This is a genomic window from Bacteroidia bacterium, assembly GCA_027493955.1.
Taxonomy (GTDB): domain Bacteria; phylum Bacteroidota; class Ignavibacteria; order SZUA-365; family SZUA-365; genus JAOSJT01.
Genome location: JAOSJT010000001.1, coordinates 4,106,564 through 4,130,766 on the forward strand (window position 1 = coordinate 4,106,564; position 24,203 = coordinate 4,130,766).

The window sequence follows — 24,203 nt, forward strand, 5'->3', positions numbered from 1 at the left end:
GAGTGACGAGTGCGCGGAACAGAAACGAAGAGCAAAGAGCAAAGAGCAAAGAGCGGAGAGCAGAGAGCAGAGAGCAGAGAGCAGAGAGCAGAGAGCAGAGAGCAGAGAGCAGAGAGCAGAGAGCAGAGAGCACATCCATACAGGACCACTGACTCAGCAGAAAGCACTTACTCCATTTGAAAGAGGAATACGGACAACAATCGTTGCGCGCAGAGGGCCGTACGGCACGTGCATACTCTCTGCTCTTCGCTCTCTGCTCTTCGCTCTCTGCTCTTCGCTCGCTGCTCAGAAATTGACCGACTCACCAAACGCCACGGCGGCGGCTTCCATCAATGCCTCGGACATGGTCGGATGGGCATGGACGGTTTTGATCAGTTCGAGTTCGGTGGTTTCGAAGGTGCGGCCCAGGGCGGCTTCGGCGATGAGTTCCGTCGCCTCCGCGCCGATGATATGCGCACCGAGCAACTCGCCGTACTGTGCGTCGAAAATCAGCTTCACGAAGCCTTCCGCGTGTCCGGCCGCCACCGCCTTGCCGGAAGCACTGAAGGGGAACTTCCCGATCTTCAGTTCATGGCCGAGTTCGCGTGCCTTCTTCTCTGTCAGACCGACACTTGCCACCTGGGGCTGACAATAGGTGCAACCGGGGATGTTTGCGTAGTTGATGGGCTGGGGATGATGTCCCGCAAGCGCCTCCACGCATGTGATACCCTCGGCGGATGCGACATGGGCGAGCCAGGGCGGTCCCACAACGTCGCCGATGGCATACACGCCCGGCACAGTGGTCCGGTAATACTCGTCCACCTTGATGTACCCGCGATCGAGCTGCACACCGGCCTCCTCGAGCCCGACGCCTTCCACATTTCCCTGCACACCAACAGCCATGAGGGCCACGTCGCCTTCCAGCACTTCCGTGCCCTTGTCCGTCGCGACGCTCACTTTCACACCATCGCCATCCGTGGCGATTCCTTCGACGCGCGATTTGGTTTTCAGGCCGATTTTTTTCTTCCGGAAGTTTCGCTCCAGTTCTTTCGATACTTCTTCATCTTCTATCGGGAGGATATGGTCCATCATTTCCACGATGGTCACCTGCGTACCGAGGGCATTGTAGAAGTACGCGAATTCCACGCCGATGGCACCCGCACCGAGGACGATGAGCTTTTCCGGGCGTGTCTCCAGCGCCATCGCCTCGAAGTAGGAAATCACCTTTTTCCGGTCGATGTCGATGCCGGGAATACTGCGGGGGCGCGCACCGGTGGCCAGAATGACATGTTTGGCATGCAGCTCGTCGAGTTTGTTCCCGTCCTTGTCAAAGGTGCCGACGTTGGTGCCCCCGAGCAGTTTTCCCCAGGCGGGGATGTGCGTCACATTGTATTTCTTGAAAAGGAAAGCGACACCTTTGGACATCTTGTCGGCGATGCCGCGGCTACGCGCAATGATTTTCGAAAAATCGTAGGACAGGTTGTCGAAACTGATGCCGTAATCGCCGGCATGTTGCAGCGTTTCCCAGATCTCGGCATTTCGAAGCAGGGATTTCGTCGGGATGCAGCCCCAATTCAGGCAGATGCCGCCGAGATGCTTTGCCTCCACGCAGGCTGTAGAAAATCCGAGCTGCGCCGCGCGTATCGCCGCAACATATCCTCCGGGTCCCCCGCCGATAACTACCACATCAAAAGATTGTGCCATGAGAATTCTACTCCGCTATGTCAATGAATTTTGCTCCTTCCCGAAAGATAGAAAGACGTGGAGAAGGAATGAAATCCCGCAATACGCCAGTGAAACGACAGGCGGTGACACATCCGGGCATGCGGGAATACGCCGCAGCCGGGATCGTCGGCCCGCCGCTCCCGTCGCATGTGGCGTGCAGGCATTGCGCGTGCCGTAGTATTTCACCATTATGGAATACTATTGAGTCGCGAGGCTTGACGTGTATGCCTGAATTGCGGTCCTCTCCCGCTGAACCATTCCGGACCACATTTTTCCTGAGTCCCGTTATCGCGGGGCTTCTCATTCTCGCCTGGGGATTTCTCTGGTGGCAGTACACTGTCGATGATACGTTCATCACCCTGCGCTATGCCGGGAATCTGGCCCAGGGGAACGGGGTCGTCTTCAATCCCGGAGATTATACCGAGGGCTACTCCAGTACTGTCTGGGTATTCGTTCTTGCCGGGATAGCACGTCTGGGATTCGATACCCTGGCGGCGGCCAAGGTGTTGGGCCTTCTGGCCTCGTTGTCGTTGTGTCTGCTGATGTATTTCGTCCTGCACCGGATGTCCGTTGACCCGCCTATTCGTTTTCTCACCGTTCTGGTCCTGGCAACCATCCCCGGCCTGCATATTCATGGCGTATCCGGAATGGAAACACTGCCCTTCGCCTTGTCCATTGCCGTGTTGATTGCTCTGCCATTATTGACGTCGTCCCCACATCTGCGGAATCTCCTGCTGCCCCCACTTCTGCTGCTGATCGCAGCTTTCCGACCCGAAGGAGTACTGTTGTTCGCGGCTGCGTCGGCGGTATGGATTATCCGTGCACAGCGATCTCGCTTGCGCATACTTGTTATACTTGCATGGGTCGCCCTCATCCTCCTGTTTGTGCTGCGCTATTGGTACTACGGCAGTCTCCTCCCCAATACCTGGATGGCCAAACCATCACCGCTCCTTCACCATCTGACACGCGATCCGTTTTCCGCAGGGAGTATGACGACACTGATTGGTGCGTTCGGCCACGTGTTCCTCGCCTTCCCCGGGGGTTTGGTGGGTGCGGTGTTTCTTCTTCCGCTTATGATTCTCCCTGTACTAAGGAGACAGGACCTGGTCCGGTGTAGCGCGATTGCGGCGGCGCTCACGGGCGGCCTGTTCGTCACCTATGCCGCGGAAGACTGGATGCCTGGATATCGCTTTGCGCTCCCGTATCAGTTCCCGCTGCTGCTGCTGGCAGCGATCGGTGTGCAGTCTGTGCTTCACGGCACGAAGCCCGGCACCGGCCGACAGCGACGCGGTATTGTCATTGCCGTCGCCGCGATGCTGTTCGTGTACAACACGGGTATGACGGCGTACTGGTTTCACCGATACCGGAATACGACGGTCAATCCTGCGCTCGATGCAGCACAGTATGCGCCGATCGGTACATGGCTCAAACGCCACAGCAGCCCGGGTGACCGCATTCTGGCCTACGAGGTCGGAGCGGTGTCCTATTACTCGGAAAGATCAGTAGTGGACTACGAAGGTCTCGTCACCAGAGAAGTCGCCAACATCGTGCGTGGTACTGCGGGGTACGACGCGATACGGTACGGCGGCGATACGGGAGCGATGCGTCGCATTGTCGCGTATTGTGTCGCGCAGGATCCGGATTACCTGCTCATCCGCTCATCGGACACTGCGCAGATCGTACCGGGCCGTCCCCTCGATCCCGTCGTTGCGTCGGAAGCCATACAGCGGGCACTGGTTGCGGCGTTCGGATCGCTATTGACAGTCCGTACCGTTTTTCCTTTAAAACAGCATGATACGACCAGCCGAGACCGTTACGTGCTTCTCGGCCGGCGATCGCAAACGCGGTTCCACGATCGTTGAGCGCTGGATCCGCAGGAAAGAAGAGCCCCGCCTTCCGTCCGCGCAGCTCGTTATCGCACCCCTTCACGTAAGTACGCGAAACCACGGCAGCTGTCCACCGACGTCCGCTCCAAAGCACACTGCGGAATACGTTTTGTCCCTCGCTGTGGCCGTTGCGCATCGTCGTGAGTCGTACTGGGATATCATGCGCGCGCATCGCATTCCACGTCCCAACACTTCGCATTCCTGCAACTACCTGTTCGTTGCTTTGCCGGTTTGTCCAGGAAAAGACTCGTTCGTGCTCCACCGGTTGTCACCCTTTGACAGAGGACGTCCGGAGGTGAAGGTATGGTGAGTCATATCCTTCGCGACGCCACATCGCTTCCCGCATTTCGGTGTTAGTGCGTAGCGACTGCATAGGGCATAATCAGCACGCGTCAACCTTCGGGTGCGGCAGTTCGACGTATGTTGCCCCGGGCTCTGTCACGGACGAGATCACGGGAGAGAAGCCGCTGTGAGGCAGTCCGCGGAAACAGTGCAACCCGTGTGATCGCGCGGGCGTGTGAGAGAATGCGCAGCTACTTCGCGCGTGTGATGGATACGCGGAAGTGCAGCGTTCCCGATTGCATGCGCGGTTGCACTGAAGCCCTGCACGCGGGTCTTGCCGGCTGTGGCGTAATACATCCTTCGCGGACAGGTCAACACCGCGCCTTGGAGGACTTGACTTTCGGAGCATTTAACCGGATATTGCTTTCTGCTACGTTGCGAAGGTTTGTACCTTCCTTCGCCTGAAGTAGACCCGATGCACCTTTCTGTCAGGAGACGTACCTGTCCCTGGCACATCCCGTGAAGCACGCAAGCATTCTCCTGTCCGGTCATCCGCCGTTGCCTGCTGCGGCCTGCTGCTTCATGACGCACCATTGCGATGCCCCCAATGAATAACGAACGTCTGATCCCGTACGGTATGCACATGAGTCCTCTCCTGAGAGTGATGAGCGTCCTGCATCGCCTGCCACTGTGCGAGCGATGCGGTGCGCATTGCCGGTGCATTCATCCACTGCCGGAAATTGACAGACTGCATGCACACAGCCGCGTCGCCAACTCTCGTCGAGTGTGGTCGGTGTACGTCGTGGAGGCGCGTCGGGGACCCTGCATGAAAAGGGTGGCATCAGATGCAGAATGCGGGAACATTCGACGGAGCGCACATGCGTAGAGACTTTGAAGAGATCGCCGATGCGCTTCTGGCCTCGTGCGACATTGATATCAGGAGGTACGACAGAGAATTCGTGACCGGCATTCTGTCGCGGCGGATGAAGAGTCTCGGGTACGACGCTATTGATCAGTATCTCATGGAACTCCCTTCGCACCCGATCGAACGTAGCGAACTCCTCGCCATGCTGCATAACACCTACACGGATTTTTACCGGGATCTTGTCACTACAGCAGTGCTCGAACGCAGCATACTCCCTGCCTTGGTCGAGCGGCGATGCGGATCAGAGCGAAACTCCGTGCGTGTCTGGTCGGCAGCGTGCTCGTCCGGGCAGGAGGCCTACGGTATCGCGATGCTGCTGCATGACATTATTGCCGCGCGTGAATGCGATTGTTCCTTTCGCGTATTTGCCACCGATAGAAATGCGAGCGTTTTGGACATTGCCATCAAGGGACGCTACGAACGGGAAAAGCTTGGCAGACTGCGCGTAGCGCAACTCGACACGTTTTTTACCGCCCACACGGATGGGTACGAGGTTTCGCACTCGCTCAGAACACATCTCGAATTCAGTCTCTATGATCTCTTTGATCCGGACTCCATGTGTCCTCCCGCCTGCATTTACGGTGAATTCGACGTCGTTCTCTGCAGCAACGTACTGCTGTATTACAATGAACGTACACGGCAATTCGTTCTGGAGAAGTTACAACGATGTCTCGCCAGGAATGGTGTGCTTGTGACAGGCGAATCGGAGCGGGAGATTGTCACCACATCGGCATTGTTTAAAGGGTTTATGCCCGGATTACCCATTTATACCGCGAATACCGACAGGAGATAGCATGCACATGCGCGACATACGAATCGGGGCGCAGCTTTCTGCCGCCTTCGCCCTGGTCCTTTTCTTCGTCGTCGTACTCGGCGTTCTCGCATGGTATCATACCGACGTGGTCTGGCGCTCCCTCGATGGTCTCTACCGGCACCCCTTCGTGGTACGCGAGGCGATCGGAGATCTGAGAAGTGACATACTGATCATTCATCGGAATATGAAGGACCTTCTTCTCACGGAGGATCCGGCGCGGCAGGACGTGCTTTTGCGGGGCATTGGCCTCGCGGAAATCGACGCAGAGCAGCAATTCGACATCCTGTTTGACCGGTATCTCGGGCACCGCTCCGACATCGACAGTGTCCGCATTGCTTTCGAACTATGGAAGGGGATACGGCAGCAGACTGTCAGATTGCTGCACGCAGGTCGTCGTGATGAAGCAGTGCAACGCACAATGGCAGACGGCGTGGGGGGAGCGCATGCGGAGCATATGTACAGGCTGCTGCGCACGATACAGGGCACGGCTCAGAGCAAGGCGGATTATTTTCGTCAGCGGAGTAATGAGCAGAAGCGCGCACTGACACAGAGACTTGTCGGCGTAGTCTTGTTGATTCTCTTCCTGTCCGGTTTCCTGGGGTTGCTGCTATTCCGCGCCATACGGCAGCCCGTGTCCGAACTCACCACGGCTGCCGCGCGCTTTACGAACGGCGACTACGACGTCCGAAGCAGCGTGAAAGGCCGCAATGAATTGGGTTGTCTTTCAGCGGCGTTCAACGGTCTTGCAGAGAAGATTCAGCGTGAGATCCGCCTCCGTGATACGGTGCAGCATATCAAGCATGCACTCGTCGAGGAGCATACGTTGCATACGGCAAGCAAGACCTTACTGAGATCCATACTCACACGGACAAGCGCGAAGTCGGGCGCAGTGTATCTGTATCAAGAGGCAAACGACAATTACACTCTGTTCGAATCCATCGGGATGCCTTCCGACACACCGGTCTCATTTTCCGCGCTTCAGAGGGAAGATGTGTTCGGCCTGACGATGGAAACGAAGGAAATCACCCGCATTTCGAATATCACTGATGACGCGATGTTTCTGCTTAAAACTCCGGAGGGAAGGCTGCGTCCGAAGGAGATACTGTCCATCCCGATCATCTTTGATGGACGGACGCACGCAATTATTGCAATCACCTCTCCCACGGGTTTCTCCGATCAGGATCTCGGTGTGTTCGATCAGCTCTCCCTCTTTCTCGGCACGTATTTCTCGAATATTCAGACGGCGGAACGTATCGAAGCATACGCCTCCACGCTGGAGAAACAAAATCAGGAACTGGAGGCGCAAACGCGGGAGCTGTGCCGGCAGGCGGAGGAACTCGGCGAGCAGAATGTGGAGCTGGCGCTGCAGAAGCAGGAGTTGAGCAAGGCCAGCGCAATGAAAAGCACCTTCCTGTCCAACATGAGCCACGAGTTGCGTACCCCGCTGAACTCCGTTATCGCGCTTTCAGGTGTTCTCCAGCGGAGACTGCGTGACAGTATCTCCGAACAGGAATGCAGCTACATCGAAATCATTGAGCGGAATGGCAAACATCTCCTGTCCCTGATAAACAACATTCTCGATCTTTCCCGAATAGAAGCCGGACGTGAAGTAATCGAGAATTCCGATACCAACATTGCACATCTCGTCCGGGATGTGAGCGACATGCTGCTTCCACAGGCGGAAGCGAAAAATCTCCGTCTGGAATGCTCCGTGCAGCAGGACCTTCCGACCGTCGTAACGGATGCCGCAAAATGCCGTCAGATTCTCATCAATCTGGTCGGCAATGCGATCAAATTTACCGATGCAGGAAGTGTGCGTGTTTCGGCCTGTGTGCGGGAAGAGACGATGCGCATTTTGGTATCGGATACCGGAATCGGAATAGCACCGCAGCAGCTCGAATACATTTTTGACGAGTTCCGGCAGGCGGACGAAGGTGTCGCACGCAAGCATGATGGGACAGGTCTCGGTCTGGCAATCTCGCGTCGCTACGCAACGCTGATGCATGCCTCGATCGAGGTCGAAAGCGTACTCGGCCAGGGATCTTCATTCACGCTTGTGCTGCCCCTGCGGTCCGAGGTTTCGGCCGACCGCTACGGCACGCAGAGCAGTACCGTGAACACGGTTTTCGAGTATGCCTCGCACTCCGGAGCGCATATACTCATCGTGGAAGACAATGAAGCCGCTCAGCTGCAGCTTCGGGAGATTCTGGAACCGCAAGGATATCGGATCTCCACTGCAGGCAATGGAGCAGAAGCTCTGCGGCAGGTCCGGGAGATTATGCCTGACGGCATCATTCTCGATCTGATGATGCCGGAGATTGACGGCTTCGAGCTTCTGCGCCTCTTGCGTGAAGGAGCATATGGAGGTACCATACCCGTGCTCATTCTTACCGCCAAGCAGGTGACACGGGAGGAACTTGCCAGTCTCAAGGGGAACAATATTCACCAGTTCATTCAGAAGGGTGATATCAGTAAGCGGGAACTCCTCGCGGCAGTCGCGGGACTGGTACGAGGATCAGAAAGTGTCATTCCCGCTGTCCCGGATGATCGGACGGAGCCGCAGCATCTCTCTCCGCTTCCAACGGTACTGGTCATCGAGGACAACTCAGATAGTATGGTGACCATTGAAGCGCTTCTCCACGGTGTATGCGAAGTCAAACAGGCGGGAGACGGTTTCACGGGCATCGAAATGGCCGTCAGGCTGAAGCCGGAAATCATACTGCTGGACATTTCTCTTCCGGAGCTCGATGGTTTTCAGGTGCTCGATGCCATCAGAAAGCAGACGCATCTGCGCGATACTCCGGTTGTCGCGATCACGGCGCTCGGGACGATTGACGATCAGCATCAGATCATCAGGCGTGGTTTTACCGCCTGTGTCGAAAAGCCGGTTGACGGAGCAAATCTCATTCGCACGATAATGGGCCTTATCCATGGAATACATCAATCCTGACATTCTGGTAATTGACGACAATCCCGACAATCTTGCCATCTTCCGTGCGGTTGTTGCGGATATTCTTCCAAATGCGACGGTGGAAGGTGTGCTCAGTGGGAAAGAAGGAATCGAGACCGCACGTCGTACGCGACCCGATGTCATTTTTCTCGATATCGTCATGCCGGAGATGGATGGCTTCGCCGTCTGCCGGGCGCTGAAGAACGAGGAAGGATTACGTCACATACCCGTCGTGTTCCTGACCGCGCTCAAGACGGAACGTGATTTGCGCATAGCGGCGGTGGAAGCGGGTGCCGAGGGTTTTCTCTCCAAGCCCCTGGACGAGACAGAGTTGCTCGTGCAGATCCGTGCCATGAGCAAAATTAAATCCTTGCATGACATGCAGCATCAGGAACGCCTATTACTCGTTGACGAGAAGGAGCGCCTGGCCGAACTTGTTGCGATCCGTACCCGCGAACTTGTCTCTGAGCTCAATGATCATCAGGAGACACTGACCCGACTCCGCGAGGCGAACACGCAACTCCACGAAAGTCGCAACGCCGCGCTCAATCTGCTCGAAAATCTGCAACGCGAAGTGGAGGCACGCAGGCTGACGGAGGCAAATCTGACCATGGCCCAGCGGGTGGCGAATGTCGGGAGCTGGACGTGGTATATGAAGACGGACCGCCTCGAGTGGTCGGAACAGATGTACGCGATATTCGATATTGACCGGGAGAAATTCACCGGCAATCTGGAGGACGTCCTTCTCCGAGCCATTCATCCGGAGGATGCAGAACGTGTACGCGCGTCGAATCGATTGGTGACGGAGCAGCAGACCCCCACTCCGATAGAGTATCGTATCGTACGTCCCAATGGTTCGATCCGCACCGTCTGGGCCGAAGCGGGAGAGTTGGTGCTGGATGCTGATGGACATCCATTCTCGCTGAGTGGCATCGTGCAGGACATCACGGTACGCAAGCAGACGGAAGAGCATCTCCGTGAGCGCGAAGAGCGCTGGCGGACTATCATCAAGGCTTCGCCCGACGGAATCGTGGTTTCTTCGGTCGACGGGCGCATTGAAGAGGTTTCCGATATGGCGATCTCGATGTTCGGTTATTCCACCGCCGAACACATCGTCGGTCGGCATCTGTTGGAGTTTGTCGATCCAATACACCACGATCGCGCCATGAAAGGTCTGGAAAGATTGTTCCACACCGCTTCGACCGTCGAAGAAGAACTTTGTGTGCTGCGGCGGGACGGGACACAATTTTTCATAGAGATCAAGGGTGAGATTCTCAAGGATTCCGACGGAAGGCCCGCAAGAATTATCCTTATCGAACGCGACATTACGCAGCGCAAGAGGGCCGAGGAGGCATTGCGCGCAAGCGAGGCTCTGCATCGTGGTCTTCTTCTCGCCATTCCGGACGTGGTGCTGCGTTTCGACAGCGAGGGACGCGTACTTTTTGCGTCTGAAAATTCTCCGGAGCTGTTCGGACTCTCCGCAGCGCGGCTCACCGGAACGGTGCTTCCCGAGGTTGCACTTCCCGAGCAACAACGGGAGTTCTGGTCCTCGGCGCTTCAACACGTGCTGGCATCGCGGCAGATACTCGAGACGGAGCATGAAATTCAGCACGCAGAGGGGCGCACCTGTCTCAACGTACGCCTGATCCCGGAATTGGATGGCGCGGCATCCATAACCTCCGTACTTGTGTTGTGCAGGGATATCACGCGCCAGAAGAAAATCGAACAGGATTATCAAGTCCTGTTTCATGAAATGCTCGAGGGGTTCGCGGTACACGAAATCCTCTGCGACGAAGACGGTCAACCGGTAGATTATCGTTTTATCGCTGTCAATCCCGCCTTCGAGCGCATGACGGGATTGCGCGCGACCGATATTCTGAATCGGACCTACAGGGAGATTCTTCCAACGGAGCGGAGTCCCTGGTTACCCGTGTATGGCAAGGTGGCGCTTACCGGTGAAGCGGCGCATTTCGAAGAGTGGTCGAACAGTCTTCAGAAGCATTTCGAGATCACCGCGTTCCGTCCCGCGCCCCGGCAGTTCGCCTGCATATTTTCCGACGTCACGGAGCATCGCAAGGCCGAAGCGGCACTGCGGGAAAGCTACAACATGCTGGATAAACTCACGGCGCAGGTACCGGGCGTCGTGTATCAGTATCGTTTGTATCCGGATGGCCGTTCGGCATTCCCGTTTTCCAGTCCCGGCATGTACGATATTTACGAATGCACTCCGGATGAGGTCCGGGAGGACGCGACGCCGGTGTTCGGACGATTGCACCCTGACGATTACGACGGCATTGTCGAGGCCATCCAGCATTCCGCACGCACACTCGAGCTTTTCCAATACGAATTTCGCGTTATACTTCCGGTGCAGGGGTTGCGTTGGCGTATGTGCGAAGCAAAGCCGGAACGCACCGACGACGGTGGAACGCTCTGGTACGGCATCATTTCGGATATCACCGAGCGAAAGGAAGCCGAGGAGAAACTCCGGGCTTCGGAGCGCCGTTTCCATACTTTTCTCGATTCGACAACGGACATGGTGTATCTGGAGGACGACAACGGAACCAAACTGTTCGGTAATACCGCCCTCCTGCGCTGGCTGGATTTGACCGGAGAGGAATTCCTCGGCACACAACGTGCGGTTCCGATGGTGGAGCACAGCGGTCCCGGCAATGGTCAGCGTTCTGAGACCTGCACGCACGCCGACGGAGTGACCATCAACGAGACACCTCTGAATGATTCTGTGTTCGAAACACTGACGTTCCCGGTGGATCTCGGCGACGGCCACGTTGGACGGGGAGCATATATTCGGGATGTCACCGAACGTAAACGGGCGAACGAAGCGGTTCGCGAGAGCGAAGAACGCCTTCGCGCCATAACGGAGTCGGCTCAGGACGCTATCGTGATGATGGACGCAGCTGCGCGCATCACGTATTGGAATCCCGCGGCGACAGTGATTTTCGGGTATTCTGCGGACGAGGTCCTCGGTTTGAGTCCCCATGTGTTTCTCGCTCCGGACGAGTATACAGGCACCGCCAACGAAGCATGGGCGCGTTTCGTACGTACCGGCGAAGGAAAACTCATCGGTAGAACCGTGGAGCTTCAGGGTCGCAGAAAGGATGGCATCGTCATTTCCATTGCGTTATCGCTCTCGGCCGCAAATATTCGAGACGAGTGGCATTCTGTGGCGATCATCCGTGACATCACCGACTGGAAACTTGCCGAACTGACTCTCCGCGAAAGCGAATCCCGCTTCCGTACCATGATGGAGCAGTCTCCCATCGCCTATCAATCGCTGGATGAAGAAGGACGCTTTATTGACGTCAATGACGAACTATGCGAGTTCCTGGGCTATACCCGCGCGGAATTGCTTGGCACACCCTTCGTGCGTGTAGTGCCTCTCGAGCTCCGCGATCAATTTTCAGCTTCCTTTGCCCGATTTCTCACGGATGATTCCATTCTCGACGAAATGCGTCTGGTCAGAAAGGATGGAGAAATCTACGATGTGATCCTGCAAGGCCGGGTACAGCGGACACCGAACGGACGTTTTTTGCGCACCCACTGCGTCCTGTTCAACATCACCGAGCGAAAGCAGGCGGAGCGCGCATTGCAGGAGAGCGAGACGCTCTATCGCTCGTTGTTTGATGAACACAGCGCCATCAAACTGCTCATTGATCCGGCTTCCGGTGCCATCGTTGATGCCAACCACGCAGCCGCATCGTTTTATGGCTGGCCAAGGGATGTGCTGAAGTCCATGAACATTTCGCAGATCAACACCTTACCCACCAACCAGCTCTTCCGGGAAATGGATAAGACGGTACAAAACCGACAGGGCTATTATGAGTTTCTGCACCGCTGTTCTGACGGGGCCATCCGTAACGTAGAGGTGTTCGCGGGAACCGTCAGCATCAAAGGACGAGCCTTCATCCATTCCGTTATTCACGATGTAACGGAGAAAAAGGAAGCGGAGAGGCGTATTCGTCTCCTCGGACGTTCGGTGGAGCAGAGTCCCGTCGGTATCATGATTACCGATCCCAATGGTAGTATCGAATATGTCAATCCCGAATTCACCGCCATCACCGGCTATGATCAGGATGAGGTTCTCGGGCATAATGCACGACTTCTGAAATCCGGGGAGCATGGTGCCGAATTTTATTCGACTCTATGGAAAACGATACTTGCCGGAGGGGATTGGTCCGGTGAATTTCATAATCGACGGAAAACAGGTGAACTCTATTGGGAGCGCGCTATCATCTCGCCGGTAATGTCCGACGAAGACCGCATTTCCCACTTCGTCGCCATTAAACAGGATACGACCAAGGAGCGGCAACTCCTGGCCGATCTCGTCATTGCCAAGGAAAAAGCCGAGGAAAGCGATCGCCTGAAATCCACCTTTCTTGCCAATATGAGTCACGAAGTGCGCACGCCCATGAACACGATTATCGGCTTCTGCGAATTGCTCATCGATCCAAACCTGGAAGCGGAGGAGCGTGAGCAATATACGGCAGTCATACGGCAGCGCTCGTACGATCTTCTCTACATCATCAACGACATTCTGGATATATCGCTGATTGAAGCAGGCGAAATGCGTCTTGTGGAGGAAACGGCGCACATCAGCGCGATTCTTGAGGATTTGCATCTCACTTTCCGGCATGTGCACCAGGAAAATCCCGCGAACCCCGTGACACTCGCGGTCATCAATCAGCTCGGAGCACTGGATGACGCAGTGCTCATCGATGCGCGGCGACTCAAGCAGATTCTGTCCAACCTGCTGTCCAACGCATTCAAGTTCACGCATGAAGGAACAGTCACCTTCGGCTGTCGCGGCATAAAAGACGAAAGATTGCTCTTTTTTGTTGAAGACACCGGCATCGGCATTCCGGAGCACGCGTACCAGTTCATTTTTGATCGCTTCCGGCAGGTTGATGATTCTTCGACGCGGCCCTACGGGGGCACGGGACTCGGACTCTCGATCACGCGCGGTTTCGTCCACCTCATGGGTGGAGAAATATGGGTCGAGTCGGAACCCGGGAAGGGGAGCACCTTCTATGTCTCGCTGCCGCTGAAGCATGCGGTAACATAGCAGGGGGTGCTCGGATCGTCGGATTATCCTATCTTGTATGTGTAGATTGTTCCATTAGTCACTGGAATCATGAACTGGTACATTTCCTGGGTCACGGAGCAGCCGATGTTGTCGGCGGCAATTCAATTCGGAATTCTCGGGACACTGGGTGAAATCATCTCCCACACCCTGCGGAGTAAGAAAATCGGACTCCCCAATACTCCGCTCGAGATGTTCGGGAAAATGCTCGCCTGGGCGTTGCTCGGCATCGTCATCAAGTACGGTTTTACCGGGATGAAGGGCATGGTGCTCAACCTGCTCGAGCACGGGATGCTGCCGGAGTTCTGCCGCGACGGCTTTGGCTGGGCGTTCAGCGTGTCGGTGGTGACGAATGTTTTTTTCGGCCCGCAGATGATGTATTTCCATCGCGTCGAGGATAATCTCATTCTCCGCCGCTGGTCCTTCGCGGGCATCGAAACGGCGCTGAAAACTCTGGTATGGTTCTGGATACCGGCGCACACCGTCACATTTCTGCTCCCAACCGAATTTCAGATCGGGTTGGCGGCGCTATGGAGTATTGCCCTCGGCATCATACTCGGACTCAGCATACGGCGCTGATCCCTGCAGCCGCACCGTTTCCGCAACGTCGGCGATCAATGTCGCGGTGCCGGAGGACGAAAGGCAGGAGCAGTCATTCTGCGTAGAATAGTTAGTGAAAAGGTGTGCTGCGGCTTTTCCCGGCACACCTTTTCTGTTTTTTCGTGCTGTCCGTCTGCTGTGAGAGTCAGGATCCCCGTTACGCGGGGTTCACGACGGTAGTAGTCAACGAACGACGGTGAAGGTCCGTTGATGCCGGGCACCCGCGGCTTCGAGCCGCAACACATAGCTCCCCGGTGGCAGCCCTGCCGTATTGAAGCTGCGTAGTTGCGTTCCCGTCGCGATGGCGTTTTCGGAGAGGTACGCGATTTCGCGGCCAAGCAGATCGGTAAGGATCAGCCGATGGTTGCCGGGATGTTCGATAGAAAAGCTGACGGTGACGGCCGAGGTCGCTGGTTGCGGGTACACACTGATGATGCGCGCGGTTTCGCGCGTCCGCGGTCTGTCGGTCTGCTGTGGTTGGTTCAAGGGACGTTTCCACAAACCGTCTTCCCGCGCGGCGTACAACATGTTGCCGTGGGTCGTGATGCTGAACAGCAATGCGAACTCGTGATCCGTCACATTCCAATTGTTACCGTTATCGTGACTCTGAGCGATAAAATACTCGCCGCCATGCTGCACGGCGGCGTACAGCTTTCCGTCGTGTTCCGCGAAGCCGATCACGTCGAGCAGAGGCAGCGACGAGACACCGACATAGGACCATTGCGCGCCATCCATAGCGCCGCGATGTATGCCCGCGTTGCCGCCCAGCAGCAACGCATCGCCATGCGTATGGAAGGCGTAGGCGGTGAGGTCATTGGAGAAGCGTTCGTCCACCAGCAGCTCCGACCACGACTCCGTACCGGCTTCGCGTCGGAAGATATGCCCATTGGCGCCTGCGCCGGCGAGCAGATGCGTGGGTGTTGCGAACAGGGTGTTGATGGTGTAGGAGGTCCACCAGAACAGACCGTCATTGCGCTCGCGCCACGCGCCGGGATGCTCCAGACCGACCGCGTAAATACCGGATCCATCCGTTCCGGCATACAGCGTATCGTTGTGTACGAGCAACGCCGTGACAGTCATGCGCGGATCGCCCTCGCCGATGCGGCTCCAGGTATCGCCGAGATCGCTGGAGGCGAATACGCCGTGCACCATGGTTCCCGCGAAGAGCATGTTTCTCCAGACGGTCATCGCCAGTACACCCTCCGCGTCATGGGGGAACGGCGAGCACGCCGTCCAGCTGTCACCAGCGTCGAGGGAACGGAACACACGCGTATCGCCGCCGACATAGAGGGTGGTACCGGCTTGCGCGAAGGAATACACCATCTCGCGTACATCTGCCACACGCGTCCACTGCGCGTACGACGGTATGGCTGCTCCGAAGAGCAGAATCAGGGAAAAGAGGATCTTGTATATCATGGAAAAAACTTTCTCGCTTCTCGAAGATTGACACCAGAGATGGTACGAAGAATTTGCCCTATGGTTGCGGATGTGTTTTACCTGAACGGGTAATTCTCTACTTTGCAGGAACACAGATCTCAAAGCGCATGTCAGAAACACGCAATAGCTCAGGGTTCATCGCATTTACGTTCTTTTTTCTCCTGTTTCTTGCGGGGAGCGTCAGTCTGCAGGAATCGGCGATCAAAGGATCGATCGACACATTTTTTCCGAATTACGAGTTTTTCACCAATGTGATCCCCGGCGAATGGGTGGTCATGAGCCGCAATCTCTCCCAGAGTGAGTACACCTCGCAGCAGCGCGAGCATCTCAACGACCTCTTCTACACGATACGGGCCGGGGAGCTTAATCCGACAGATGCGACCATGAATGTTCTGCTCGGCAAAAAGCGCATACGCGAGCACGCGATGCAGACAGAACAGACACTGTATTTCATAAATCCGTTTATCGCCTTTTTTCCGCTGCATATTTTCGTCGCATCCCTGCTCGCATTTCTCCTCTCCATGTTCATCCCTGTGGAAGGCGACATCGCCTGGATACGGAAAAAGCTCTATCGAGAGATCAATCACATCTATTCACTGCTCCGCAAGCAATTCGAAGCGCACAACGTCGACTTTCTCGAGATGATACAGCTGCCGCGGCAAAAGCGCGAGGAATTGTTACTCTTCACCACCCTCCCCGAAGTGGTCATTTTTGAGCTGACGGATTATATCAGCGTCAGGGACTGGGTGGAAAAAAAGGTGCGCAATCCGTTTATCCCGCTGAAGTTCTATTTCCGCTACCGCATTTCCGCATCGTACGGGAACCTCATTCAGGGGCTGGTATCCGGCGGCGCGGCCATCCTCATCTTTGTCATCGGACTCCGTGGTCTGAAACTCATCCCCGCCGAGGAGCCCTCGCTCATTCTCATGGCATTGTCCATCGAGTTCATTCTGCTCATCATTCTCATGATCACCTTCGCCGGATCGGCACAAGAAGAGCGGTTGGACCGTGTGGTCAAGGAACTGGAGGCAGAACAGCGGGACGCGCTCAAACAGCAAACAGATACGCTGCACGATGTTCTGAGCGGTTCGGTCGCGAAAGGCGGGGGCGGGGTCACGACAACCGACAGCATTGCCGAATACGAGGAACAACGTCTGCTCGACGAAATATTGAGCATGATGCTGAAGGAAGCGGAAAAGAAACGGACTTCCTGACATGGACAGTGAAGGATTTTTCATACCTCGCCCTGATCTGGCACAGGAGATGGACCGCGCCTTCGAGCGGTGTGTGCATGCCGGATTGCAGGTGGTGTGGCTGTTCGGAGAAACGGGTCAGGGCAAAACGCTCTTTCTTCAGAATTATCTGGAGCAAGCCCGCAGCAGGGCGCTGGTATCGTATGCACAGTGCAGTTCGCCCATCGGCAGTCAGTCCACCACCATACTCAAGCCGCATCAGCCGCTGAAGGACGCACTCGAAAGCCTGCTCACCAATCAGGCGAGCATGCGTCGTAAGCTGAATCTCATCAAGAACATTTCGCTCACCGTTCTGGCGATGATACCCATCGTCGGGGAATTTGCCTACGGCGTCAAGGAAATCCGGCGCGATCTGAATGAATTCAAGAACGGTACGCGCGAGGTGGATTTCTCCAACTTCGTGCGGGAATACTTCGACGATCTGATGCACATCGCCGAGGAGTCGCCGGTCATCGTCGCCATTGACGATGTGCAATGGTCCGATGTGCCAACCATCGAAGCGCTGTACCGCTTTTTCACCGAGGTGCGTTACCGTGCTTCGCGCATCACCGTGGTCCTGAGCACGCGTCGCGATGAGCTGCACGGGATTACCGAGTTGCTGAGTCTGTACACGGAGAGCACGCAGGGCGACAATTGCACCGAACTCGTCGTGCCACCGTTCACAAGCCTGCAACTGCGGGATTACTACACGATGCGTTTCCCCGCTGCGGGCCGTCAGCCGGACTTGTACCTGTGGCTGGAGCAGAAGACAGGCGGGAATCCCTTTTTCCTCTCGTCGTATATTCAGCACTTGCTGCACGTCGGCATCATTGACGAGAACGGCGTGGTACAGGGAGATCTGGAAACCTATCTTGGGTTACCGGCGGAGATACGTCTGGTCAACTCATGGTTGATGAAAGCGCTGAACGAGGAGGACCTGCACCTGTTGCTGACCGCTTCGGTGCTGGGGTACGAGTTTTCCCTGCACGAATTGATGCATCTCACACAGCGTCCCACGCTGGAGCTCATACGCTCGCTGCGCCGGGTCAAGTCCAATCACGGCGTCCTGGAGCAGGTGGGCTATAAGCTTATAAACGGCAAGGAATCCACCGTGTACCGCTTCACGCAGCACGCCATACACACGGCGTTGTATAACGAGTTGACAGCGGAGGAAAAGGAATCGCTGCATCGCATGACGGCACATTACCTGAACGACCTGCGATTGATGCACGGTACTGATCCTGAGGTGCAGAATTCGGTCGCATCCGCGCTGATGCTGCATTCGCGCCTGGGGCATGAGCCCGAGCTGGAGTATCAGTCGCTGTTGCTGAAGGCCCAGAATACTCCCGACGATCTGGATGAGGCGGAGATTCACCGACAGCTCGCCATGCTAGCTCCGACCATCGGTATACCCATCGATCAGTTGCTGGAGTCCTACAGGCACGCCATGCAGCTCAGTCCCATACGAACACGTATGGCACACAAGGAGCAGGTGGCGATCAGCGTGCCGCAGGAGGAGCGCGAAGGGGATTCGCTTTCGGCGTTGCTCGCGCGCGTGTTGTTGATGCTGCGTCGGGGCAGCACGGCCGAGGCGAATGTGGTGCTGGAAATGCATATCAACCGCGCGGAGAAGCGACGGCAGTTCGTGCATCCCGTGCTGCATCTGCTGTACGCATTGACGGGCGAGATGACGGGACGTGGTTCGGATTTTGCGCTGCACTCCCTGCGCTCGGCCGCCCAGAGCGAATCGCATCCGAGCTATGCGGCATTCGCGAAGCTGGGGCTGGCGTTGTTCGATCGCGCGAGCGACACAGAAGTATTGCTGCGCTTACGGGAAGCGGCCGCATACAGCGGCCGCCACAGAGGGATAGTACAGGCTATCATTGCCTGGGTGATCAACACACGATTCGCGGGGAAAGCGGAATTTGCGGCCATCCTCGAGCAGAGGCAGCTCGATGTCCATTTGTCCGCGTACGTGCGATCCGCCTTTCCGCGCACGTCCTCGGCTCTGCAATCCGGCAGTTCCTGATTACTGCATCAACTCCGTACCGACGAAGAAGTAGTTCACCTCGAACGACGCTGTGTCCGGGGCGTCCGAGCCATGGACCACATTGCGTTCGATATTCGTGGCCATGTCGCGACGGATGGTGCCGGGATCGGCGTTTTCCGGGTTTGTGGCGCCCATGAGCGTGCGCCAGCGCTTGATGGCGTTTTCGCCTTCGAGGGCCATGAGCAGCACGGGGCCGGACGTCATGAACTCCATGAGTCCCTGGAAAAAGGGTCGTTCGCGATGGACGTAGTAGAATCCTTCGGCTTTGCTGCGGGTGAGGTGTTCCATACGCATAGCGATAATGCGCAGGCCTTCCTGCTCGATGCGTTTGACGACTTCCCCGATCACGCCTGCGGCGACGCCATCGGGTTTGACAATTGCAAGTGTGCGTTCCATGTGTTTCCTGTTGGATAAAATTGAGTGAATGTAATCAAACTTGGTAAGATACGTATTTTTTTGCGTGATTCGTAGCTCCCCGAGATGTCGGGTATCGTTGCGACGATGGGAGGGAGGGCTTCCTCGTGAATCGGTCCGCCGCGGAGGCATACGGTTCGCCGCGGCTGAAGGGAATCATTCTGCCGGAAGAGGTGGGAAACGGCTAGCGTAACCGTCGGTTGCCGGCCGACGGGAAGGACGTCGTTTTCGTTACTTCCCCTTCTATCTTTTCTGCTTTTTCTGTGGTCTATTTGCGGGAGCCGTGCACAAATCCTCGGTACAGCATGGCGTTCTGAATGGAGATAAAAACGCCTGGATCAATTTTCTCGACGATGCCCTGGAATTCCTTCAGACGATTGCGGCGGATCATGGAGGTGATGATGGCCGTCCCTCCGCTGCCGCCTTCCCCGGGGACGATGGTGACACCGAAGAGGTTCTTTCGCAGCTCATCGGCGATCTGATCCGTATGGTGGCGCGAAATGAGGTAGATTTGATGGAAGCCGATGGCGAGTTTCTCTTCGATCAGAATGCCGATGAGTGTTCCCGTGGCGAAGCCGCAGGCATAGCCCGCGATGTTCCAGGGGTTGTCGAGCTGCGAAAAAATCTGCCGGATGGCTATGACCCAGATCAGCGACTCGAAAAGACCGAGCAGCGGTGCGAGTTTCTTTTTTCCCTGCACCGTAAAAAGAGTTCGCAGCGTGCCGATGGACACGTCGCCGATGCGGAGGAAAAAGATGAGCAAAGCGTTGAGTGCGAAATCCATGATGGTGCGGAAATTGTGATTACAAAAACCGATATAATCTACAGGAGATTTTCCGAAACATCCATACTCCGGGATCGCGAAGCCGCAGGAGCAGAAGGCAGAGCGATGGCCACAGCTTTCCCGGGAGAGCAATCGGGTGCCCGATCAAACATCAATGACCGTCGGCGACTGTCTGTGGTCTAGGAGCCGGATTTTTTAAACACGCCCTCCGTTGAAGCGACGACCATCGTCACCGTTGCGTCGCTGGTGATGTTGGTGATGGTCCGGCACATGTCCAGCAGTCTGTCCACTCCGAGAATCAATGCGATGCCAGCCTCCGGCACACCCACGGAGCGCAGTACGATGATCAGCATAACGATGCCCACCCCGGGCACCGGCGCGGTGCCGATGGAGGCCAGCGTGGCGGTGAGCACCACCGTCAGTTGTTGTGTGAGCGAGAGATCCATGCCATACACCTGAGCGATGAACACCGCCGCGACACCCTGATAGAGCGCAGTACCGTCCATGTTGATGGTCGCACCGAGCGGGAGTACGAAACCGGTGATGGACTTCGGGGCGCCGATATCTTCACAGCAATCCATGTTCACAGGCAGTGTGGCGGCGGAGCTGCTGGTGGTAAACGCCACGAGCTGCGCGGGACGTATGCCACGCAGGAAATCCATCAGACGCACCGGACGGGCGAAGATTTTCAACAACAAAGGATAGACGATGAAGGTCTGTACCGCCAGTCCTCCGACCACCGCGAGCACATACCAGATTAACGTCTGCAGTATACCGAAACCGAATTCCGCGATGGTGGCGGCAATGAGCGCGAACACGGCATAGGGTGCGATGCGCATGACGAGATCCACCAAAGCGATCATCGCATCGCTCACTGCATCAAAAAAGGAGGTGATGCGATGCGCCTTTTGTTTCTCTATGAACAGCAGTGCAATTCCCATGAGCAAGGCGAACACGATGATCTGCAGCATTTCCGCATCGGCCATGGCGCGGATGGGATTTTTCGGGACAAGATTCACAAGGTAATCGACAACATCGATGCTGAGGTTTTCCTGAATACGCGCAGCCGCGTCCTCCTGATAGGCGGCCATGAGGCGATCCCGGGCTGCGCTGTCCATGCGGTCGCCCGGCTGAATGACATTGCCGAACAGCAGTCCGATGCTGATCGCTATGGCAGTGGTGCCGATGTAGAACGCTATGGTTTTTCCGCCGATGCGCGCCATGCGGCCGATATCATGCAGACTGGACACACCGACCAGCAGTGAGGCGAAGACCAATGGAATCGCGATCATCATCAGCAGGCGGATGAAAATATCACCCAGCGGTTTGATCGCCGTTGCGATGGTGCGCTCCCGTTGCACCGCCGTGACCTGGGAGTAACGGACCTCGTCACCGTTGACCCGGGCCACGATTTCGACCGACGGATGCTGCTTGCGCAGACGCCCAAAGCCCTGCAGCATTTCGATTTGCTGATCGGGGCCAAAGGTGCGTTCCTGGTCTCCTGCCCGTAATGTGGCGCTGTCCCAATCGCGCAACTCGATCTGTCGCGCGTCATCGCCGCTGCCTGTGGCGAGATACAGCAGATGAGTATCCACGCTGAACAGCACACCGAACACTGCTCCGAAAATCAATCCCAGTAAAATCTGAACGTGCAGCGGCGGTGCGGAAAATTTCATGTCGACTCCATTACATGCAGTACTGCGGAAGATAGCACATGATGTATTACAGAGAAACCCCGCGCAAGCCCGCTCCGGTGTACGAATGCGTCAGGAGAAAGGACATTGCTTACGCGGCGGGCAATACCATCAGCCGCCGATAGTTACCGGTGCGCGCCGTGAGCCCCAGCCGCCGGGTTGCCTGTCGAAGCGCCCCGGAATCGGATACGAACATGCGGCGCAACGTCCCTGCGCATCCATGCCCCAGTGGGTGATGTCATAGCCGTTGCGACCGATGAGCAGGGCGTCGCAGGAGGGACAGCGGGTGCTGCCCCCTTCCTCGTCACGCACATTGCCGGTGTACACATAGTGCAGACCGTTGTCCGACGCAATACTGCGCGCACGTCGCAACGTCGTCGCCGGTGTGGGCGCGCGAGAAAGCAGTCGGAAATCCGGATGAAAGGCGGTGAAATGCAACGGAACGTCCGTTCCAAGCTCCGCGGCTATCCATTGCGTCATCGTGTCGATTTCCGCATCGCTGTCGTTTTCCCCGGGGATGAGCAGTGTGGTGATTTCGAGCCACACCTCGGTCTCGTGACGGAGGTAGCGCAGCGTGTCCTTCACCGCTTCGAGCTCGGCGGAGCATAGCCGTTTATAGAAGGATTCGGTGAAGCCCTTGAGATCCACATTCGCGGCATCCATGGCGGCGAAGAATTCTCGTCGAGGCGCATCGCAGATATAGCCGGCGGTGACGGCGACCGAAGCGATGCCGCGTTCCCGGCACGCAGCGGCGGTATCCGTCGCATATTCCAGAAAAATCACCGGATCGTTGTAGGTAAACGCAACGCTGCGGCAGTCATAGCGCTCGGCAGCTTCGGCGACGTCTTCAGGCATGGCGGCATCCGCCAGTGTGTCCGTCTCACGGGATTTGCTGATATGCCAGTTTTGACAAAAGCTGCACGTGAGATTGCAGCCCGCCGTGCCGAACGACAGTACCGGTGAACCCGGATAAAAATGGTTCAGCGGTTTTTTTTCGATGGGATCGATGCAGAAGCCGCTGGAACGTCCGTAGGTCGTGAGCACCACAGTCCCGGCGCTGTGTTGCCGGACAAAGCACAGGCCCCGCTGTCCTTCGGCCATGGTACAGGCGCGGGGACAGACATCACATCGCACGCGCCCGTCGGGGAGCGCATGCCAGTGGCGGGTGGGATGCGCGGGGTGTTCCATATGCGTCAGGGCCTCTTGTACGTTTCTTCCTTTTTTCCTTTCACCGTACCATTGATAAATAACAGCATACCCTGTTGCGATGCAGAGCCCCGCATGACGCCGTCCATGACGAGGCTTACCGGCCAGAGAGATTCCTCCGCGATGACTCCTTCGGCAGTCATGTCCACTTCCATTTCCACAGCGGACTGGTCGCCGGCAAGTATGAAATGCATTTCGAACACCGCGCAGCGCATGTTCTGCACCATGCGGATATCGATAAGCTTCAGTGTCGCTTCACGCAGGTGCATGTTTTTGTTTCCGAACACGGCGAGGAACGATTGCAGCAGTTCGTCCCTCAGAGCCAAGGTGTCGCCGATTTCCATCGTCCGTCCTTCGAGAATCGGCCGCAACGCATTTTCTTCCCTATTGCCCGCGAGATTGCGGACCAGGTTGCCCTCTGCATCCGGTGTCGGAGTGCCGTCGGCATATTCCACGAACAAGCCCGTATCGCTGTACGTCAAGAGATAGGATTTTCCCTGAATCGCGAGATCGAACTGTGCGCCGCCGAGGGCCATGCCAACTTCCCATGCCTTGTGTACGTCGAGACGGGCCTTGGTCAGCCTTCGCTCGTCCGCTTCGAGAACGGTGAGGGTGTAGTGACGGAATTCCTTATTGGTTTGCGTCATGAGTACTTCCTCGCTGCCGTCCATCTTCACATCCAGCGCCATTCCCAGCGAATCGACGCGCTCGACAGATACCCCTGTCGCGACGGGATGCGCGGTGAACGTAACGGATTGTGCGTGCAGGGCGAAGGGAAATACAACGAATAGGAGGAGAGAAGAGAAGGGTTTCATGGCTATCCAGGTTTGTGTACTCAGTAATGTACCGGCTTGGGTCGAGGAACTCAAGAGCGAGGCTGCCTGTCTGCTGAGCCGGCGGGTGAACATCCCGTTCCGCCTGGAGGGGAAATGCACACCTGTCGCAGGTCACATGCTGCGGATGAAGACACAGGGGAGACCGGCGAGACAATCGGAAGTGCATCGAGACGTCGCAATGCGGTGATGCGCCCGAAGCCAAGAATCCTGTCCGGGTCCGCATGGATTGTGCGGGTGGACACTCTGGTTACGATACGCTATTTTATGGGATGCAATTACCGGCAACAGCGT

The 24,203-nt window shown here is 56.6% G+C and carries 14 protein-coding genes; 7 read left to right on the forward strand and 7 right to left on the reverse strand.

Features of this window, described 5'->3' with window-relative positions; translation table 11 throughout:
* Nucleotides 1-285: 285 nt before the first annotated feature.
* Nucleotides 286-1,683 (reverse strand): dihydrolipoyl dehydrogenase, encoded by a 1,398-nt coding sequence (gene lpdA / locus M5R41_15695; GenBank protein ID MCZ7557841.1) that lies wholly within the window; start codon nt 1,681-1,683, stop codon nt 286-288.
* Between the two features lie 245 nt (nt 1,684-1,928).
* Here lpdA and M5R41_15700 point away from each other — a divergent pair, with 245 nt between their 5' ends.
* From M5R41_15700 to M5R41_15720, 5 genes are all read left to right on the forward strand, one after another.
* Nucleotides 1,929-3,566 carry a hypothetical protein gene (locus M5R41_15700; GenBank protein MCZ7557842.1) on the forward strand — a complete coding sequence of 546 codons (1,638 nt, stop codon included), beginning with the start codon at nt 1,929-1,931 and terminating at the stop codon, nt 3,564-3,566.
* 1,184 nt (nt 3,567-4,750) lie between these two features.
* A complete protein-coding gene (locus tag M5R41_15705) occupies nt 4,751-5,590 on the forward strand; it encodes a hypothetical protein (GenBank protein ID MCZ7557843.1) in 840 nt (279 codons plus the stop codon).
* Nucleotides 5,591-5,597: 7 nt separating this feature from the next.
* Complete coding sequence (locus tag M5R41_15710; GenBank protein ID MCZ7557844.1) at nt 5,598-8,561, forward strand: response regulator; 2,964 nt, start codon at nt 5,598-5,600, stop codon at nt 8,559-8,561.
* Complete coding sequence (locus M5R41_15715; protein ID MCZ7557845.1) at nt 8,542-13,641, forward strand: PAS domain S-box protein; 5,100 nt, start codon at nt 8,542-8,544, stop codon at nt 13,639-13,641. The genes M5R41_15710 and M5R41_15715 overlap by 20 nt, the downstream gene beginning before the upstream one ends.
* Before the next feature lie 69 nt (nt 13,642-13,710).
* A complete protein-coding gene (locus tag M5R41_15720; protein MCZ7557846.1) occupies nt 13,711-14,238 on the forward strand; it encodes a hypothetical protein in 528 nt (175 codons plus the stop codon).
* Between the two features lie 204 nt (nt 14,239-14,442).
* Here the strand turns inward: M5R41_15720 and M5R41_15725 are convergent, their stop codons facing one another.
* A complete protein-coding gene (locus tag M5R41_15725; GenBank protein ID MCZ7557847.1) occupies nt 14,443-15,675 on the reverse strand; it encodes a T9SS type A sorting domain-containing protein in 1,233 nt (410 codons plus the stop codon).
* 128 nt (nt 15,676-15,803) lie between these two features.
* Here M5R41_15725 and M5R41_15730 point away from each other — a divergent pair, with 128 nt between their 5' ends.
* Together M5R41_15730 and M5R41_15735 are read left to right on the forward strand one after the other, a co-directional pair.
* Nucleotides 15,804-16,910, forward strand: coding sequence for a hypothetical protein (locus M5R41_15730; protein MCZ7557848.1), 1,107 nt, complete (start codon nt 15,804-15,806; stop codon nt 16,908-16,910).
* A gap of 1 nt (nt 16,911) precedes the next feature.
* Nucleotides 16,912-18,957, forward strand: coding sequence for an AAA family ATPase (locus tag M5R41_15735; protein ID MCZ7557849.1), 2,046 nt, complete (start codon nt 16,912-16,914; stop codon nt 18,955-18,957).
* Here M5R41_15735 and ndk read toward each other — a convergent pair whose 3' ends face one another.
* From ndk to M5R41_15760, 5 genes are all read right to left on the reverse strand, one after another.
* Nucleotides 18,958-19,374, reverse strand: coding sequence for a nucleoside-diphosphate kinase (gene ndk, locus M5R41_15740; protein ID MCZ7557850.1), 417 nt, complete (start codon nt 19,372-19,374; stop codon nt 18,958-18,960).
* 286 nt (nt 19,375-19,660) lie between these two features.
* Entirely contained in the window at nt 19,661-20,176 is a 516-nt protein-coding gene (locus M5R41_15745) for a DUF5698 domain-containing protein (GenBank protein ID MCZ7557851.1), read from the reverse strand.
* Nucleotides 20,177-20,355: 179 nt separating this feature from the next.
* Entirely contained in the window at nt 20,356-21,852 is a 1,497-nt protein-coding gene (locus tag M5R41_15750; protein MCZ7557852.1) for a dicarboxylate/amino acid:cation symporter, read from the reverse strand.
* A gap of 129 nt (nt 21,853-21,981) precedes the next feature.
* The gene (amrS, locus tag M5R41_15755; GenBank protein MCZ7557853.1) at nt 21,982-23,058 is read right to left on the reverse strand and encodes an AmmeMemoRadiSam system radical SAM enzyme; all 1,077 of its coding nucleotides are present in this window, start codon (nt 23,056-23,058) and stop codon (nt 21,982-21,984) included.
* A 5-nt stretch (nt 23,059-23,063) separates the two neighbouring features.
* Complete coding sequence (locus tag M5R41_15760) at nt 23,064-23,891, reverse strand: hypothetical protein (protein MCZ7557854.1); 828 nt, start codon at nt 23,889-23,891, stop codon at nt 23,064-23,066.
* Between the last annotated feature and the right edge of the window lie 312 nt (nt 23,892-24,203).

Bases quoted from the DNA above. Each gene is read 5' to 3' on its own strand.
- M5R41_15725 (MCZ7557847.1), bottom strand. From the start codon at position 15,675: ATGATATACAAGATCCTCTTTTCCCTGATTCTGCTCTTCGGAGCAGCC.
- M5R41_15730 (MCZ7557848.1), top strand. From the start codon at position 15,804: ATGTCAGAAACACGCAATAGCTCAGGGTTCATCGCATTTACGTTCTTT.
- M5R41_15735 (MCZ7557849.1), top strand. From the start codon at position 16,912: ATGGACAGTGAAGGATTTTTCATACCTCGCCCTGATCTGGCACAGGAG.
- M5R41_15750 (MCZ7557852.1), bottom strand. From the start codon at position 21,852: ATGAAATTTTCCGCACCGCCGCTGCACGTTCAGATTTTACTGGGATTG.
- ndk (MCZ7557850.1), bottom strand. From the start codon at position 19,374: ATGGAACGCACACTTGCAATTGTCAAACCCGATGGCGTCGCCGCAGGC.
- M5R41_15710 (MCZ7557844.1), top strand. From the start codon at position 5,598: ATGCGCGACATACGAATCGGGGCGCAGCTTTCTGCCGCCTTCGCCCTG.
- M5R41_15705 (MCZ7557843.1), top strand. From the start codon at position 4,751: ATGCGTAGAGACTTTGAAGAGATCGCCGATGCGCTTCTGGCCTCGTGC.
- M5R41_15745 (MCZ7557851.1), bottom strand. From the start codon at position 20,176: ATGGATTTCGCACTCAACGCTTTGCTCATCTTTTTCCTCCGCATCGGC.
- lpdA (MCZ7557841.1), bottom strand. From the start codon at position 1,683: ATGGCACAATCTTTTGATGTGGTAGTTATCGGCGGGGGACCCGGAGGA.
- amrS (MCZ7557853.1), bottom strand. From the start codon at position 23,058: ATGGAACACCCCGCGCATCCCACCCGCCACTGGCATGCGCTCCCCGAC.
- M5R41_15715 (MCZ7557845.1), top strand. From the start codon at position 8,542: ATGGAATACATCAATCCTGACATTCTGGTAATTGACGACAATCCCGAC.
- M5R41_15700 (MCZ7557842.1), top strand. From the start codon at position 1,929: ATGCCTGAATTGCGGTCCTCTCCCGCTGAACCATTCCGGACCACATTT.
- M5R41_15720 (MCZ7557846.1), top strand. From the start codon at position 13,711: ATGAACTGGTACATTTCCTGGGTCACGGAGCAGCCGATGTTGTCGGCG.
- M5R41_15760 (MCZ7557854.1), bottom strand. From the start codon at position 23,891: ATGAAACCCTTCTCTTCTCTCCTCCTATTCGTTGTATTTCCCTTCGCC.